We start from the raw sequence: 14525 nt of genomic DNA, 5'->3' as shown, positions 1-14525 counted from the left end.
CCGTTTTTCATGGGGCAGGAATTGGTTACTTGCCGAAATTCCCCACCGGCTTGCCGATGAGCTTGAGCTGGCCTTCGCTGAACTCGACCTGGCTGACCACGTCGTCGCCCGCGCGCTTCACGTAGCCGCTCTCCTCGGCCTGTTCGATCAGGCCCGCGACCATTTCAGGCGGCGGCGTCTGACCGCTCTCGGCGCCGGTTTCGGCCAGCTTCTCGATCCACTTCACGGGCACGCGCGCGTTGGCCTTGAGCACGCCGCGCTGGAGCAGCAGCGTGTTGCCGGGCAGCTTCAGGTCTTCGTCGGTCACGCCGGCGAGGGCCACCGAGTAGCTGATCTCGGCGCTCTGGCCGCCGATCTCGATCAGCATGCGGTCGAGGCCGGCCTCGGGGCTGTGCTTGGCCATGGCCTTGAGGTCGGGCGCGAGCTGCTTGATCAGCGCCTGCATCGCGTCCTTCTGGCCCTTGCTGCGCTGGCCGCAGCCGGCACCGTCGGTCGACTGCAGCCAGGCGTCGGCCAGCTTCTTGTAGCCGGCCGCCTGGATGCGGCGTGCGCTGCTGGCGATCTCGAACTTGTCGATGGCGGTCTCGTTGACCTTGCCCTTGCCCTTGAAGGCGCCTTCGGAGGCGTACAGGCCGTCCTTGATGGTGGCTTCGGCAATCAGGTCGACGTTCTGCAGCAGCACCTTGATCGACTTGGCGGGGGCGGCGCCCTCGCCGCCGGGGAGCAGGCCCTTGGGCGCGTTCAGCTCGAAGCTGTCGAGCCGGCCTTCGGACTTGCCGGTGGCCAGGAGCCAGCCGGCGCTGCCGTCCATGTCGGCCTTGGCGGTGAACTTGCCCACCTTCACCTGCACGCCCTTGGAGGCGGTATTGATGTCCATGCCCGGCATCGTCATGTCGTAGCGCAGGCGGGTGCGGGCCGCGTCCATGTCCAGGCGGGCCTGCGCGCCTTGCCAGGCGAACTCGCCCTTGCCTTCTTCGATCAGCTTGGCGGGCGCGACCGTGAGGTCGCTGGTGAAGCCGCCGCCGAAGCCGACCTTGGTGTGCGCGGTCACCGGCTTGGCCTTGCCGAACAGCTTTTCGGCCTCGGCCTGTGCCTTGGCGTCGAGCACGAGTTCGCTGTCGATGACGGCCGCGGCCAGCGTGCCACCGGCGAACGGACCGTGGTGGATGGTGTCGCGGAAGGTGATGCGCACGGGCTTGGGCGGCGTGGCCTTGGCGTCGCTGTCGTCTTCGGTGGGTTCTTCTTCCTCGCCTTCGGTCGTGGCCTGGGCGACGTCGGTCGTGTCTGCGGCCGGCGCGGCGGCGGGTGCCGATGCGGCAGGGGCGGTGGCGGCTTCGGCCTCGGCCGGGCAGCCCAGTTCGAGCGTCACGGTGCTCACGGCGCCGAAGAAGCTGCGGTCGTAGCTGCGCTCGATCACGCGCACCAGCGCGGTCTGCTTCGGCAGTTCGCCGAGGGCGACGTCGTAGCTCGATTTGATTTGCGTGCCGGCCCACCAGGTGCTGCCGCCATAGGCAACGACGATGGCCGCGGCCAGGACTCCCAATGCTGTTTTCTTGTTCAAGATTGCTTTCCGATCGGTTGTTTGAACGGCCGTCGCGCTGCCTCCCGCGGCGCGCGGCGTGCCTGCGCCACCCCCTGTGGCGGCGCCGCGCGATGCTACCGGAGCAGGGCAGTGCGGTACCCGATGGCGCTGCGTTTCGAGTTCTCTATACAATCGCGCGCCTGTTCCGGGAGCCATGCTTCGTCCACAGGGGCGAGATATGACTTACGGCACGGGGCGCCAAGGGTTTTTGGCGGGCTTTCGGGGGTATAACCCCGGGGTTCGCCCACCTGCGGACGCCCCCCGACACGTGGAGCCCGCGCGGCCTGACACCCGCAACGACTCCCTTGGGAGGAGACACCCAGTGAAAGCGCGTTCCAGTTCGTACAAGGAGCCAGTCACCGTGAAGAAACCCGCCGTCAAGGCCACGCCAGCCACCAAGCCCGCCGCAAAGAAGGCGCCGGCTGTAAAGGCTGTACCCGCGGCGAAGAAGGTTTCCGCCACCGCTGCTGCCGCCCCTGCCGCGAAAGAGAAAAGCGCTCTCAAAAAGCCTGCGGCAACCCCGGCCAAGACCGGGACCGCGGCTGCCAAGAAGTCCGCCAAGCCCGCAACCAAGTCCGCGGGCACGGCGCCTACGTCATCCCAACCGGTCGGCCGTTCTGCGGCCACCCTTTCTGCTCCCCCGACCCCCATGAAAAAAACGGCTGCCGCCTCTTCTTCCGCCCCGGCGACACCCTCGATCCCCGCTACGCCCGCTCCCGCCGCGCGTGGTGGCCGCGTGTCCCGGCTGTCGCAACTCACCGTGCCCTCGATGCCGCAATCCGTGGCCTCGACCGCCGCCAAGTCCAGCTTCTCGCAGGCGCCTTCCACCGCGCTGGTGCCGCCGCCGCCGCTGGCCGTCAAGAAAGACCCGAAGCTGCTCAACAACTGGAAGACCAAGACGCCCGCCGAGCTGAGCGACGCCGAGGTCATCGCGATGCCCGACGACGAGTACATGAACGACAAGCAGATGGCGTTCTTCCGCCTGAAGCTCGTCGAACTCAAGCGCGGCATCCTCGAGAACGCCGGTGAAACCACCGAGCACCTGCGCGAAGACACCGTGGTCGTGCCCGACCCGGCCGACCGCGCCACCATCGAGGAAGAGCACGCGCTCGAACTGCGCACGCGCGACCGCGAACGCAAGCTGCTCAAGAAGATCGAGCAGTCGATCCAGCGCATCGACGCTGGCGACTACGGCTACTGCGACGAGACCGGCGAGCCCATCGGCGTCGGCCGCCTGCTGGCCCGCCCGACCGCCACGCTCTCGCTCGAAGCGCAGCAGCGCCGCGAGCTGAAGCAGAAAATGTTCGGGGATTGAGCCGCAGCAAGGTAGAGAGAAATTCGCGCTTTCGATAACCTTCTCTGAATGGCAAAGGAAGAGTCAGGCCGCCTTTTTTCGAAGGTGGCCAAGTTCGTTCGAAATCCCCTGAAAGACTGGTCGGAGCTGGACGCCCCGTCCTCCGACTCGTCGCTGCCCGAGCAGACCTACAGCCGCGAGATGCTGAAGGAAATGATCGAACGGCGCCAGCGCAACGACTTCGTGCGCCGCCGCGAGTTCGACATGCTGCGCAAGCTGCGCCAACGCGAGGCGGCGGCCCATGCTTTTGAAGCGACGGTCACGCCCTCGTCGTTCAACCTCAACAGCACTTCCGAAAAACCCGAAGGCCGCGCGCTCACGCTCAAGAAGATCGACGAGATCGAAGAGCAGATGTCGCAGCAGTGGTGGAAGGGCCGCGGGCCGAACGGCGAGACGCTGGTCAATCCGCCGCCCGATGCGGGCGCTGAAACGCTGCCGCCGGTCGACAGCGGCGGCGACCAATTGCCGGCCGAGCCGGGCGCACCGGCCGCTTCTGCACTCGTGGCCGACGCGCCGGTGGTTGCCGCCGCCGCCGTCCCCGCGCCGCAGCCATCTCGGCTCACCCATGACGGCGCACTCGAAGAAGCGGTGATCCGCTTCGCGCACGGCGACGACACCGGCGCCGAGGCCATCCTGCTGCAGGCGCTGGCCGCCGAGCCGGTGCCCTCCGCCGATGACGGCGCCGCAGCCGCCACGGTGGAGCGCGACGACGCCCGCTGGCGCGCGCTGTTCGACCTGTACCGCGCCATCGGCGACGCCGCCAAATTCGCGGCTGCCCGCATGCGCTATGCGCAGCGCATGAAGCGCATGGGCCCCGACTGGGTGTCGCTCGACGAGCTCGCGCGCAGCGTGAAGGCCGTCACCGCCAGCGAGGACGCCGAAGCGGCCTCCGACACGACGGGTGCCTCCGACTGGGCCAGCCCCGCACACCTCACGCGCGAAGGGCTCATGGCGCTCACGCGCGCGCTCTCTCAGGCCGGCATGGTCTGGACGCTCGACTGGCGTGCGCTCGCCGAGATCGATCCGCCGGCCGTCGCGCCGCTGCGCATCCTGTTCACGCACTGGTCCGATTCGCCGGTGCAGCTGCGCTTCTTCGGCGCCTCGCAACTTCTGGCCGTGCTGGCCGCGGCCACGCCCAACAACGAGCGCCATCCCGACGATGCCTGGTGGCAGCTGCGTCTCGCGACGCTGCGCATGCTGCACATGCCTGACGACTTCGAGCTGGTGGCACTCAATTACTGCATCACCTACGAGGTGTCGCCGCCGTCCTGGCAAGACCCGAAGGGCGAGTGCACCTCGCTGGCCGCGCCGCCGGCGAGCCGGCCGAGCTCGGTGTGGTCGCTGCTGTCGGTCGGGGGCGATTCCGAGAGCTTTCCGTCCACCGACAGCGGCTTTGCCGCGCTGGCGGGCGACCTGCGCGGCGATTCGCTGTCGTGCTGGCAGCGCCTGGACCACGACCTGCGCCACACGACGGCGCCGGTCATCTCGTGCGCGGCCCTGCTGCGCATGGACCTGGCGGCGGCCGGCACGCTGCTGAGCTGGGTCCGCGAGCGCGACGCGAATGGCGAGCGGGTGCAGTTCGTCGATGCGCACCGGCTGATTGCGGCGCTTTTTGGCCTGATCGGCATCACCGACCACGCCACGGTCGCCGTCCGCAAGAACTGACCCCGGCACAGGGGCGTTCGCGGCCTCGGCGCCGCGTTTTTTCCGCCAGCAGCTTGTCCGACCGCAGGGGTTGCATTGGCGGGGCCCATCCCCAGATGGCTGCGATGGAACAGTTTCACGGCACCACCATCGTGAGCGTGCGCCGCAAGACCCCCCAAGGCGATCAGGTCGCCATTGGCGGGGACGGGCAGGTCACTCTCGGCAACATCGTCATCAAGGGCACGGCGCGCAAAGTGCGACGGCTCTATCACGGCAAGGTCCTGGCGGGATTCGCCGGCGCCACCGCCGATGCCTTCACGCTCTTCGAGCGTTTCGAGGCCAAGCTCGAAAAGCACCAGGGCCACCTGACCCGCGCAGCGGTCGAGCTCACGAAAGATTGGCGTACCGACCGCGTGCTGCGCAAGCTCGAGGCCATGCTGGCCGTGGCCGACGCCACGACCTCGCTCATCATCACCGGCAATGGCGACGTGTTGGAACCCGAAGACGGCGTGATCGCCATCGGTTCGGGTGGCGCGTACGCCCAGTCGGCGGCCAAGGCGCTGATCGACAACACCGACCTCTCGGCCGAGCAGATCGTGCGCAAATCGCTGGCGATCGCCGGAGAAATCTGCATTTACACGAACATGAACCACACGGTGGAAGCGCTCTGACCATGTCCATGACCCCCCAGGAAATCGTCTCCGAGCTCGACAACCACATCGTCGGCCAGCCCGCCGCCAAGCGCGCCGTGGCCATTGCGCTGCGCAACCGGTGGCGCCGCCAGAAGGTCGACGACACGCTGCGCCACGAGATCACGCCCAAGAACATCCTCATGATCGGCCCGACGGGCGTCGGCAAGACCGAAATTGCCCGCCGCCTGGCCCGTCTGGCCGATGCGCCGTTCATCAAGGTCGAGGCCACCAAGTTCACCGAGGTGGGCTACGTGGGCAAGGACGTCGACTCGATCATTCGCGACCTCGCCGAGATCGCCGTCAAGCAGACGCGCGAATCCGAGAGCGTGAAGGTGCGCGCCCGCGCCGAAGATGCGGCCGAAGAGCGCATCCTCGACGCGTTGCTGCCTCCGGCGCGCGGCGCCGATGGCGCCGCGCCCGCACTCGACAGCCCCAACCCGACGCGCCAGGCCTTCCGCAAGAAGCTGCGCGAGCATCAGCTCGACGACAAGGAGATCGAGCTCGACCTCGCCGAGACCCGCGCGCCGCTGGAGATCATGGGCCCCGCCGGCATGGAGGAAATGACCGAGCAATTGCGCGGCATGTTCGGCCAGATCGGTGGCGGCAAGCGCAAGACGCGCAAGCTCAAGATCGCCGAGGCGATGCGCCTGTTGATCGACGAAGAGGCCGCCAAGCTGGTCAACGAGGACGAGATCCGCACGCAGGCGATTGCCAACGCCGAGCAGAACGGCATCGTGTTCATCGACGAGATCGACAAGGTCGCCACGCGCAGCGAAGCGCAGGGCTCCGACGTCTCGCGCCAGGGCGTGCAGCGCGACCTGCTGCCGCTCGTGGAAGGCACGGCCGTGTCGACCAAGTACGGCGTGGTGCGCACCGACCACATGCTGTTCATCGCGAGCGGCGCCTTCCACCTGAGCAAGCCGAGCGACCTGATCCCCGAGCTGCAGGGACGCTTTCCGATCCGCGTCGAGCTGCAATCGCTCTCGGTGTCGGACTTCGAGAGCATCCTCACGCAGACCCGCGCGTCGCTCGTGAAGCAGTACCAGGCGCTGCTGGCCACCGAAGGCGTGACGCTCGACTTCACGCCCGACGGCATCACGCGTTTGGCGGCCATCGCCTTCGAGGTGAACGAGCGCACCGAGAACATCGGCGCACGCCGCCTCTCGACCGTGATGGAGCGCCTGCTCGATGAGGTAAGCTTCGACGCCACCCGCATCGAGGGCCAGACGGTCCGCATCGATGCCGCTTATGTCGACGAGCGCCTCGCGGCACTAAGTCACGACGAAGACCTTTCGCGCTTCATCCTCTGAAGTCGCCTCCCTCGGCCCCTGTAACGGGGTCGTCCTTCACGCATCACTTTCACTGCGTGAGCTAAGTACTTCATTTTCAACACAATTCGCCGATTTCCAGGTTTGGAAATCGGCGCTAAGTCGTTGATTCCATTACAAAAAATACCCCCGGGCCCCAGTTGCGTCGCAAGTGTTTCCTGCTACAGTGGAAAAAAGTGCAGTTAAGTGGGAAAAAGTGCGGGCAACGCCCCTTTCGGGTGTCGCGGCACCTCCCACCACAGGGGTTTCGTGGTCGTGTTTCAAGGCGCTTCATCGCTCAGTCTGGATGCCAAGGGGCGGCTCTCCGTGCCGACCCGGCATCGCGACGTCCTGAGCGCCACGGCGGGCGGCCAGCTCACGATCACCAAGCATCCGCACGGATGCCTGATGGTGTTCCCCCGTCCCGAATGGGAAAAATTCCGTGAACGCATCGCTGCGCTGCCGATGTCGGCGCAGTGGTGGAAGCGCGTCTTCCTCGGTAACGCGATGGACGTCGAGATGGACGGCACCGGCCGCGTGCTGGTGTCGCCCGAGCTGCGCGCCGCCACCGGCATCAACCGCGAAACGCTGCTGCTGGGCATGGGCAACCACTTCGAACTCTGGGACAAGGCGACCTACGAGGCCAAGGAGGCCGAGGCCACCCAGGGCGAGATGCCGGATGTGTTTCAGGACTTCGCGTTCTGAGGAGCCCCGTGAACACCCCCCTGACCCACACGACCGTCTTGTTGAACGAGGCGGTGGAAGCAGTTCTTTCCGGCAGCGCGGCAGCCGCGGGCACGTACGTGGACGCCACCTTCGGCCGCGGAGGGCATGCGCGCGCCATCCTCGCGCGGCTGGCGCCGGAAGGCAGGCTCATCGCATTCGACAAGGATGCAGAAGCAGTGGCCGAAGCAGCGCGCATCTCGGATGCGCGTTTTTCTATCCGCCACCAGGGATTCCGCTCGCTGGGCGAATTGCCCGACGCCAGCGTCAACGGCTTGCTGATGGACCTGGGCGTGAGTTCGCCGCAAATCGACAACCCGGTGCGCGGCTTCAGTTTTCGTTTCGACGGTCCGCTCGACATGCGCATGGACACCACGCGCGGCGAGAGCGTGGCCGAGTGGCTGGCAACGGCCGAACTTCAACAAATTGCAGAGGTGATCCGTGACTATGGCGAAGAACGGTTTGCTGTTCAGATTGCAAAGGCGATTGTTGCTCGCAGACAAGAACGGGGCGCAATTTCAACCACCACCGAACTGGCCGAGCTCGTGGCTGGCACGGTCAAAACCCGCGAGCAGGGCCAGAACCCTGCAACGCGCACATTTCAGGCTTTTCGGATTTTCATCAACGCCGAGCTTGAGGAGCTGCAACAAGCGCTAGAAGCCAGCCTGTCGGTGCTTGCGCCCGGCGGCCGGCTCGCGGTGATCAGCTTTCATTCGCTCGAAGACCGCATCGTCAAGCAGTTCATCGCCAAGCACTCGAAGGAGGTCTACGACCGACGCGCGCCCTTCGCTGCGCCCAAGGTGATGAAGCTGCATGCGCTCGAGCGCATCAAGCCGTCTGAAGAAGAAGTGCGCGGCAACCCGCGCTCGCGCAGCGCCATCCTTCGGGTGGCTGAACGCACGGAAGCCGGGTAGCCATGGCGCGGATCAACCTGCTCCTTCTGCTGGCCGTCATTGCGACGGCTTTGTACCTTGTGCACACCCAGTACCAGTCGCGCCAGCTCTACACCGAGTTCGACCGCGCCCAGCAGGAGGCGCGCAAGCTCGAAACCGAGCACGACCGCCTGCAGGTGGAAAAGCGCGCACAGGCCACGCCGCTGCGCGTGGAGAAGCTGGCCAAGGAACAGCTGCAGATGCGCACGGCCTCGCCGGCCATCACGCAGTACGTGCGGCCCGACGGCTCGGTGATCCCGGCCATCGCACCGCTGCCGCCCACCACGCCGCCCAAGCCCGGCGCCGCCACCGCGAGGCCCACCCGATGAGCCGCGGCAACCGCAGCGTGCGTTACACCACCAGCCCCTTGCTCGCGAGCAAGACGCCGGTGTGGCGCAGCAAGTTCATCGTCGCCGGCATCGCCTTCGGCTTCGTCATGCTGGCGGGCCGTGCCGCGTACGTGCAGGTCTTCAACAACAGCTTCTTCCAGCGCCAGGGCGAAGTGCGCTTTGCACGCACGCTGGAGCTGCCGGCCAACCGCGGCCGCATCCTCGACCGCAACGGGCTCATCCTGGCCTCCAGCGTGGTGGCGCCCAGCATCTGGGCCATTCCCGAAGACGTGGAACGCGACGACCCCGAGGTGCGCGCCAAGCTCAAGCAGGTGGCCAAGCTGCTCGGCATGCCGCAGAAGGACTTCGACAAGAAGCTCGAAGACGAAGACAAGACCTTCGTCTGGATCAAGCGCCAGGTCGACGAGCCCATCGCCAAGCAGATCGCCGCGCTCAACCTCAAGGGCATCTACCAGCGCAAGGAATACAAGCGCCAGTACCCCGAGGGCGAGGCGGCGGCGCACGTGGTGGGTTTCACCAACGTGGAAGACAACGGCCAGGAAGGCATCGAGCTGGCGTTCAACAAGGAACTGGCCGGCAAGGCCGGCTCGCGCCGCGTCATCAAGGACCGGTTGGGCCGCGTGGTCGAGGGCGTGGGCGAGCAGGTGCCGCCGGTCGAGGGCCGCGACATTCAGCTCAGCGTCGACAGCAAGGTGCAGTTCTTCGCCTACCAGAAGTTGCGCGACGCCGTCACGGCGCGCAAGGCCAAGGCCGGCAGCGTGGTGGTGCTCGACAGCACCACCGGCGAGGTGCTGGCGCTCGCCAACTACCCGAGCTACGTGCCCGACAAGCGCCAGAACCTCACGGGCGAGCAGCTGCGCAACCGCGCGCTCACCGACACCTTCGAGCCCGGCTCGACCATGAAGCCCATCACCGTGGCGATGGCGCTCGAGGCCGGCCGCGTGAAGCCCTCGACCATCATCGACACCGCGCCCGGGCGCTACCAGCTGGGCGGCTTCACCATCAGCGACACCCACAACTACGGGGCGCTGACGGTCGAGGGCGTGATCCAGAAGTCGAGCAACGTGGGCGCGCTCAAGATCGCCCAGAAGATGACGCCCCACGAGATGTGGGACACCTACACCGCACTCGGCTACGGCCAGAAGCCGCAGATCCAGTTTCCCGGCGCCGTGACGGGCCGGCTGCGCCCGTGGAAGACCTGGAAGCCGGTCGAGCAGGCCACCATGGCCTACGGCTACGGCCTGTCGGCGTCGCTGTTCCAGATGGCGCATTCGTACACCTCGTTCGCGCACGACGGCTCCATCATTCCGGTGACCATCCTGAAGAACACCGAGCCGCCGGTCGGCGTGCGCGTGTTCTCGCCGTCCAACGCGCTCGCGGTGCGCAAGATGCTGCAGATGGCCGCCGGCCCGGGCGGTACCGGCACGCGCGCGCAAACGGTCGGCTACTCGGTCGGCGGCAAGTCGGGCACGGCGCACAAGCAGGTCGGCAAGGGCTACGCCAGCAACAAGTACCGCGCCTGGTTCACCGGCATGGCGCCCATCGAGAAGCCGCGCATCATCGTCGCGGTGATGATCGACGAGCCCAGCGACGGCCAGTACTACGGCGGCCTCGCCGCGGCGCCCGTGTTCAGCGAAGTCGTGCAGCAGACGCTGCGCATGATGAACGTCCCGCCCGATCTGGCGGTCAAACCCCTCGTGCAGACGCAAGACGTCCCCGAGAGCTTCTGACATGCTGACATTCACTTCCCCCACCACCGCCGCGTTCTGGCTGAAAGAGCGCGTGCAGGGCGCACTGCAGGCCGACAGCCGCGCGATCGGCCCGGGCGATGCCTTCATCGCCTGGCCCGGTGCCGCGACCGACGGCCGCCAGCACGTGGCGGCCGCGCTGGCGCAGGGCGCCGTGGCCTGCCTCGTCGAGCACGAGGGCGTGGAGGCCTTCGGCTTCGACGGCGACGAGCGCATCGTGAGCTACCCCGGCCTCAAGGCCGCCACCGGCCCGATTGCCGCCGCCTTCTACGACAACCCCTCGGCGCAGCTCGATGTGCTCGCCGTGACCGGCACCAACGGCAAGACCTCCACCGCGTGGTGGCTGGCCGAATCGCTGTCCACGCTGCGCGCGGCCGGCGGCGTGCGCGCCATGCGCCCCGACGGCACGACCGAGCGCGGCGCCCCGTCGCCCTGCGCCGTGGTCGGCACTTTGGGCATCGGCGTGCCGCCCGCGCTCACCTACACCGGCCTGACCACGCCCGACCCCGTGATGCTGCAGCGCGCGCTGCGCGACTTCGTCACCGACGGCTTCGGCGCCTGCGCCATCGAGGCCTCGTCGATCGGCATCGCCGAGCGCCGGCTCGACGGCAGCCGCATCGCGGTCGCCGTGTTCACCAATTTCACGCAGGACCACCTCGACTACCACGGCAGCATGGACGCCTACTGGCAGGCCAAGGCCGAGCTGTTCCGCTGGCCCGGCCTGCGCGCCGCCGTGATCAACATCGACGACATGCACGGCGCCAGCCTGTGCGCCAACCTGCTCGACGCCGGCATCGGCGCGCTCGACGTCTGGACCGTCTCGGCCGCTGGCAAGCCCGCAAGGCTCATGGCGCGCGACATCGGCTACGACGCCCAGGGCCTGCAGTTCACCGTGGCCGAGCACGGCAGCACGGCGCCTGCCGAACGACTCGCCACCGGGCTCATCGGCCAGTACAACGTCGCCAACCTGCTCGGCGTGCTCGGCACCCTGCGCGCGCTGGGCCTGACGCTCGCGCAGGCCGTGGCCGCCTGCGCCCACCTCAGCAGCGTGCCGGGTCGCATGGACCGCGTGCAGCCGACCGACGGTGCGCCGCTGGCCGTGGTCGACTACGCCCACACGCCCGACGCGCTCGACAAGGCACTCGCTGGCCTGCGCCCGCTCGCCAAGCAGCGCGGCGGCGCGCTCTGGTGCGTGTTCGGCTGCGGCGGCAACCGCGACCCGATCAAGCGCCCGCTGATGGCCGCCGTCGCCGAACGGCAGGCCGACCACGTCGTGCTCACCAGCGACAACCCGCGCAACGAGAACCCCGACGCCATCATCAGCCAGGCATTGCGCGGCTTCACGCGTGTCGAGGCGGCCCGCGTGCAGGTCGACCGTGCCCGCGCCATCGCCGAAACCATCGCGCAGGCGGCGCCGCAAGACGTGGTGCTCATCGCCGGCAAGGGCCACGAAGAGTGGCAGGAGATCGCGGGCCAGCGCCTGCCGTTCTCCGACAAGACCCATGCGCTCGACGCGCTCGCAAAGCGGGGTGCCGCATGACCGCCATGGCCACGCCCCTCTCCACGCCGCTCAACCTCACGCTGGCGCAAGCGCAGCAATGGGTGCCGGGTTCACGCCTCGTGGGCGACCCCGCCACCGTCGTCGCGCGCGTCCACACCGACACCCGCACCCTGGCCGCCGGCGACCTGTTCGTTGCGCTCAAGGGCGAGCGCTTCGATGCCAACGATTTCCTGGCCGATGCGAAGAAGCAGGGCGCCGTGGCCGCCATTGCGCACGGCGGCCTCGAAGCCGCGGGCCTCGCCGGCCTCGAGGTGCCCGATTCGCTCGTCGCGCTCGGTGCGCTGGGCGCCGGTTGGCGCGCGCAGTTCAACCTACCGTTGATCGCCGTCACCGGCAGCAACGGCAAGACCACGGTCACGCAGATGATCGCGTCCGTGCTCGCCGCCTTCCGCGCCGACCGCGCGCTGGCCACGGCCGGCAACTTCAACAACGAGATCGGCGTGCCGCTCACGCTGATGCGCCTGCGCGCGCAGCACCAGCTGGCGGTGCTCGAACTGGGCATGAACCACCCGGGCGAGATCGCGCGGCTGGCCGCCATGTCGCGCCCGACCATCGCGCTGGTCAACAACGCGCAGCGCGAGCACCAGGAGTTCATGGCCAGCGTCGAGGCGGTCGCCATCGAGAACGCCGCCGTGTTCGCGGCGCTGCCCGACGACGGCACCGCCGTGTTCCCCTACGGCGACACCTTCACCTCGCTGTGGACCGACATGGCGCGCCAGAACGGCTCGCGCCGCTGCCTGACCTTCGGTGAGCACGCCGACGCCGACATCTCGCTCGACAGCGCCGAATGGCAGCAGGGCGCCTGGACCGTGCGCGTGCGCACGCCGCTGGGCGCCTTCGACGCGCGCCTGCACATCGCAGGCCGCCACAACGTGGGCAACGCGCTCGCCGCCACCGCCTGCGCGCTGGCGGCCGGCGTGTCGCTCGACACCATCGCCGCGGGCCTGTCGGCCTTCGAGCCGGTCAAGGGCCGCTCGCGGGCCGTCGAGATCGTGCTGCCCGGCGGGCACGCGCTCACGCTGGTCGACGACAGCTACAACGCCAACCCCGACTCCGTGATTGCCGCCATCGATGTGCTCACCGGCCTGCCCGCGCCGCGCCTGCTGGTGCTCGGCGAAATGGGCGAGGTCGGTGACCGCGCACCCGCGTTTCACGCCGAAGTCGGCGCCTGGGCGCGGCAGCGCGGGCTCGACGCCGTCTACACGCTGGGCGGCGAGACCGTGCACACGGCGACGGCTTTCAACAACAACAACGACGACGCCGGCGATGCCGGTGGCCGTCATTTCGACGATTTCGACACGCTCCGCGCGGCCGTGCTCGCCCGCCTGCCGCAGCTGGGCAGCGTGCTGGTCAAGGGTTCGCGCTTCATGAAGATGGAACGCGTGGTGCAGGCGATCGAGGCACAACAACAAAAGGAGGCCGGTCATGACGCATGAGCCGCGCAACACACCATGCTGATGTCCCTGGCCCAATGGCTGCAGACGCTGTCGCCCGAGTTCGGGTTCTTGCGCGTTTTTCAGTACCTCACGTTCCGTGCCCTCATGGCCGCGCTGACCGCGCTCGTGGTCGGCCTGGTGGCCGGCCCGTACGTCATTCGCCGCCTCGCCGCGCTCAAGATCGGCCAGCCGATCCGCGGCTACGGCATGGAAACGCACCTGACCAAGAGCGGCACGCCCACCATGGGCGGCGTGTTGGTGCTGTTCGCCATCGCGTTCGCCACCTTGCTGTGGTTCGACCTGTCGAACCGTTTCGTGTGGATCGTGCTGTGGGTCACGATGGGCTTCGGCGCCATCGGCTGGGTGGACGACTGGCGCAAGGTGGTGCGCAAGGACCCCGAAGGCATGCGCTCGCGCGAGAAGTATTTCTGGCAATCGGTGGTCGGCCTGCTCGCGGGTTTCTATCTGCTGTTCAGCATTTCCGAGAGCTCCAACTGGCGCGTGCTCGAGCTGTTCTTCGCCTGGGTGCGCTCGGGCTTCGACCTCGACTTTCCGCCCAAGATCAACCTGCTGGTGCCCTTCTTCAAGGAAGTGAGCTATCCGCTGGGCGGCATCGGCTTCGTGATCCTCACGTACCTGGTGATCGTGGGTGCAAGCAACGCCGTCAACCTGACCGACGGCCTCGACGGCCTGGCGATCATGCCGGTGGTGATGGTGGGCTCGGCGCTGGGCGTGTTCGCCTACGTCACGGGCAGCGCGGTGTTTTCCAAGTACCTGCTGTTCCCCTACATCCCGGGCTCGGGCGAGCTGCTGGTGTTCTGCTCGGCCATGGCCGGCGCGGGCCTCGCGTTCCTCTGGTTCAACACGCATCCGGCGCAGGTCTTCATGGGCGACGTGGGCGCGCTGGCGCTGGGCGGCGCGCTGGGCACCATCGCAGTCATCGTGCGCCAGGAGATCGTGTTCTTCATCATGGGCGGCATCTTCGTGGTCGAGGCGATCTCGGTGATGGCGCAGGTCATGTACTTCAAGTACACGAAGAAGCGCTACGGCGAAGGCCGCCGCGTGCTCAAGATGGCGCCGTTGCACCACCACTTCGAGAAGAGCGGTTGGCGCGAGACGCAGGTCGTCGTGCGCTTCTGGATCATCACGATGCTGCTGTGCCTCATCGGCCTTTCCACGCTGAAGCTGCGGTAACC

Annotated in this window: 12 protein-coding genes; 11 read left to right on the top strand and 1 reads right to left on the bottom strand. The window is 67.8% G+C overall.

Annotation, left to right across the window (positions count from 1 at the left end; translation table 11 throughout):
* Window positions 1-25: 25 nt before the first annotated feature.
* A complete protein-coding gene (locus tag AAG801_RS21105; protein ID WP_341890123.1) occupies window positions 26-1561 on the bottom strand; it encodes a YdgA family protein in 1536 nt (511 codons plus the stop codon).
* 670 nt (window positions 1562-2231) lie between these two features.
* Between AAG801_RS21105 and dksA the strand changes: the two genes are divergently transcribed.
* From dksA to mraY, 11 genes are all read left to right on the top strand, one after another.
* Complete coding sequence (gene dksA, locus AAG801_RS21100; RefSeq protein WP_101491210.1) at window positions 2232-2897, top strand: RNA polymerase-binding protein DksA; 666 nt, start codon at window positions 2232-2234, stop codon at window positions 2895-2897.
* A gap of 48 nt (window positions 2898-2945) precedes the next feature.
* The gene (locus AAG801_RS21095) at window positions 2946-4601 is read left to right on the top strand and encodes an STAS domain-containing protein (protein ID WP_341890122.1); all 1656 of its coding nucleotides are present in this window, start codon (window positions 2946-2948) and stop codon (window positions 4599-4601) included.
* A gap of 104 nt (window positions 4602-4705) precedes the next feature.
* Window positions 4706-5251: an ATP-dependent protease subunit HslV gene (gene hslV, locus AAG801_RS21090; protein ID WP_042578379.1), complete on the top strand. Its 546-nt coding sequence runs from the start codon at window positions 4706-4708 to the stop codon at window positions 5249-5251.
* 2 nt (window positions 5252-5253) lie between these two features.
* Entirely contained in the window at window positions 5254-6582 is a 1329-nt protein-coding gene (hslU, locus tag AAG801_RS21085; RefSeq protein WP_101491208.1) for an ATP-dependent protease ATPase subunit HslU, read from the top strand.
* 273 nt (window positions 6583-6855) lie between these two features.
* On the top strand, window positions 6856-7284 hold the full coding sequence (gene mraZ / locus AAG801_RS21080; RefSeq protein WP_056576192.1) for a division/cell wall cluster transcriptional repressor MraZ: 429 nt from the start codon (window positions 6856-6858) through the stop codon (window positions 7282-7284).
* Between the two features lie 8 nt (window positions 7285-7292).
* Window positions 7293-8216: a 16S rRNA (cytosine(1402)-N(4))-methyltransferase RsmH gene (gene rsmH, locus AAG801_RS21075; protein ID WP_341890121.1), complete on the top strand. Its 924-nt coding sequence runs from the start codon at window positions 7293-7295 to the stop codon at window positions 8214-8216.
* Window positions 8217-8218: 2 nt separating this feature from the next.
* Window positions 8219-8563 carry a cell division protein FtsL gene (gene ftsL, locus AAG801_RS21070; RefSeq protein WP_341890120.1) on the top strand — a complete coding sequence of 115 codons (345 nt, stop codon included), beginning with the start codon at window positions 8219-8221 and terminating at the stop codon, window positions 8561-8563.
* On the top strand, window positions 8560-10314 hold the full coding sequence (locus tag AAG801_RS21065) for a penicillin-binding protein 2 (RefSeq protein WP_101491205.1): 1755 nt from the start codon (window positions 8560-8562) through the stop codon (window positions 10312-10314). Before ftsL ends, AAG801_RS21065 begins: the two co-directional genes overlap by 4 nt.
* 1 nt (window position 10315) lies before the next feature.
* Window positions 10316-11872, top strand: a complete 1557-nt coding sequence (locus tag AAG801_RS21060) for a UDP-N-acetylmuramoyl-L-alanyl-D-glutamate--2,6-diaminopimelate ligase (protein ID WP_341890119.1) — start codon at window positions 10316-10318, stop codon at window positions 11870-11872.
* A 5-nt stretch (window positions 11873-11877) separates the two neighbouring features.
* Entirely contained in the window at window positions 11878-13329 is a 1452-nt protein-coding gene (gene murF, locus AAG801_RS21055; RefSeq protein WP_341890118.1) for a UDP-N-acetylmuramoyl-tripeptide--D-alanyl-D-alanine ligase, read from the top strand.
* Between the two features lie 15 nt (window positions 13330-13344).
* On the top strand, window positions 13345-14523 hold the full coding sequence (gene mraY, locus AAG801_RS21050) for a phospho-N-acetylmuramoyl-pentapeptide-transferase (protein WP_192194967.1): 1179 nt from the start codon (window positions 13345-13347) through the stop codon (window positions 14521-14523).
* Window positions 14524-14525: the final 2 nt, after the last annotated feature.

The sequence above is a fragment of the Variovorax sp. YR752 genome (assembly GCF_943372545.1).
Note: the sequence above shows the minus strand (reverse complement) of the source record. Positions and strands in the feature narration are given on the sequence as shown.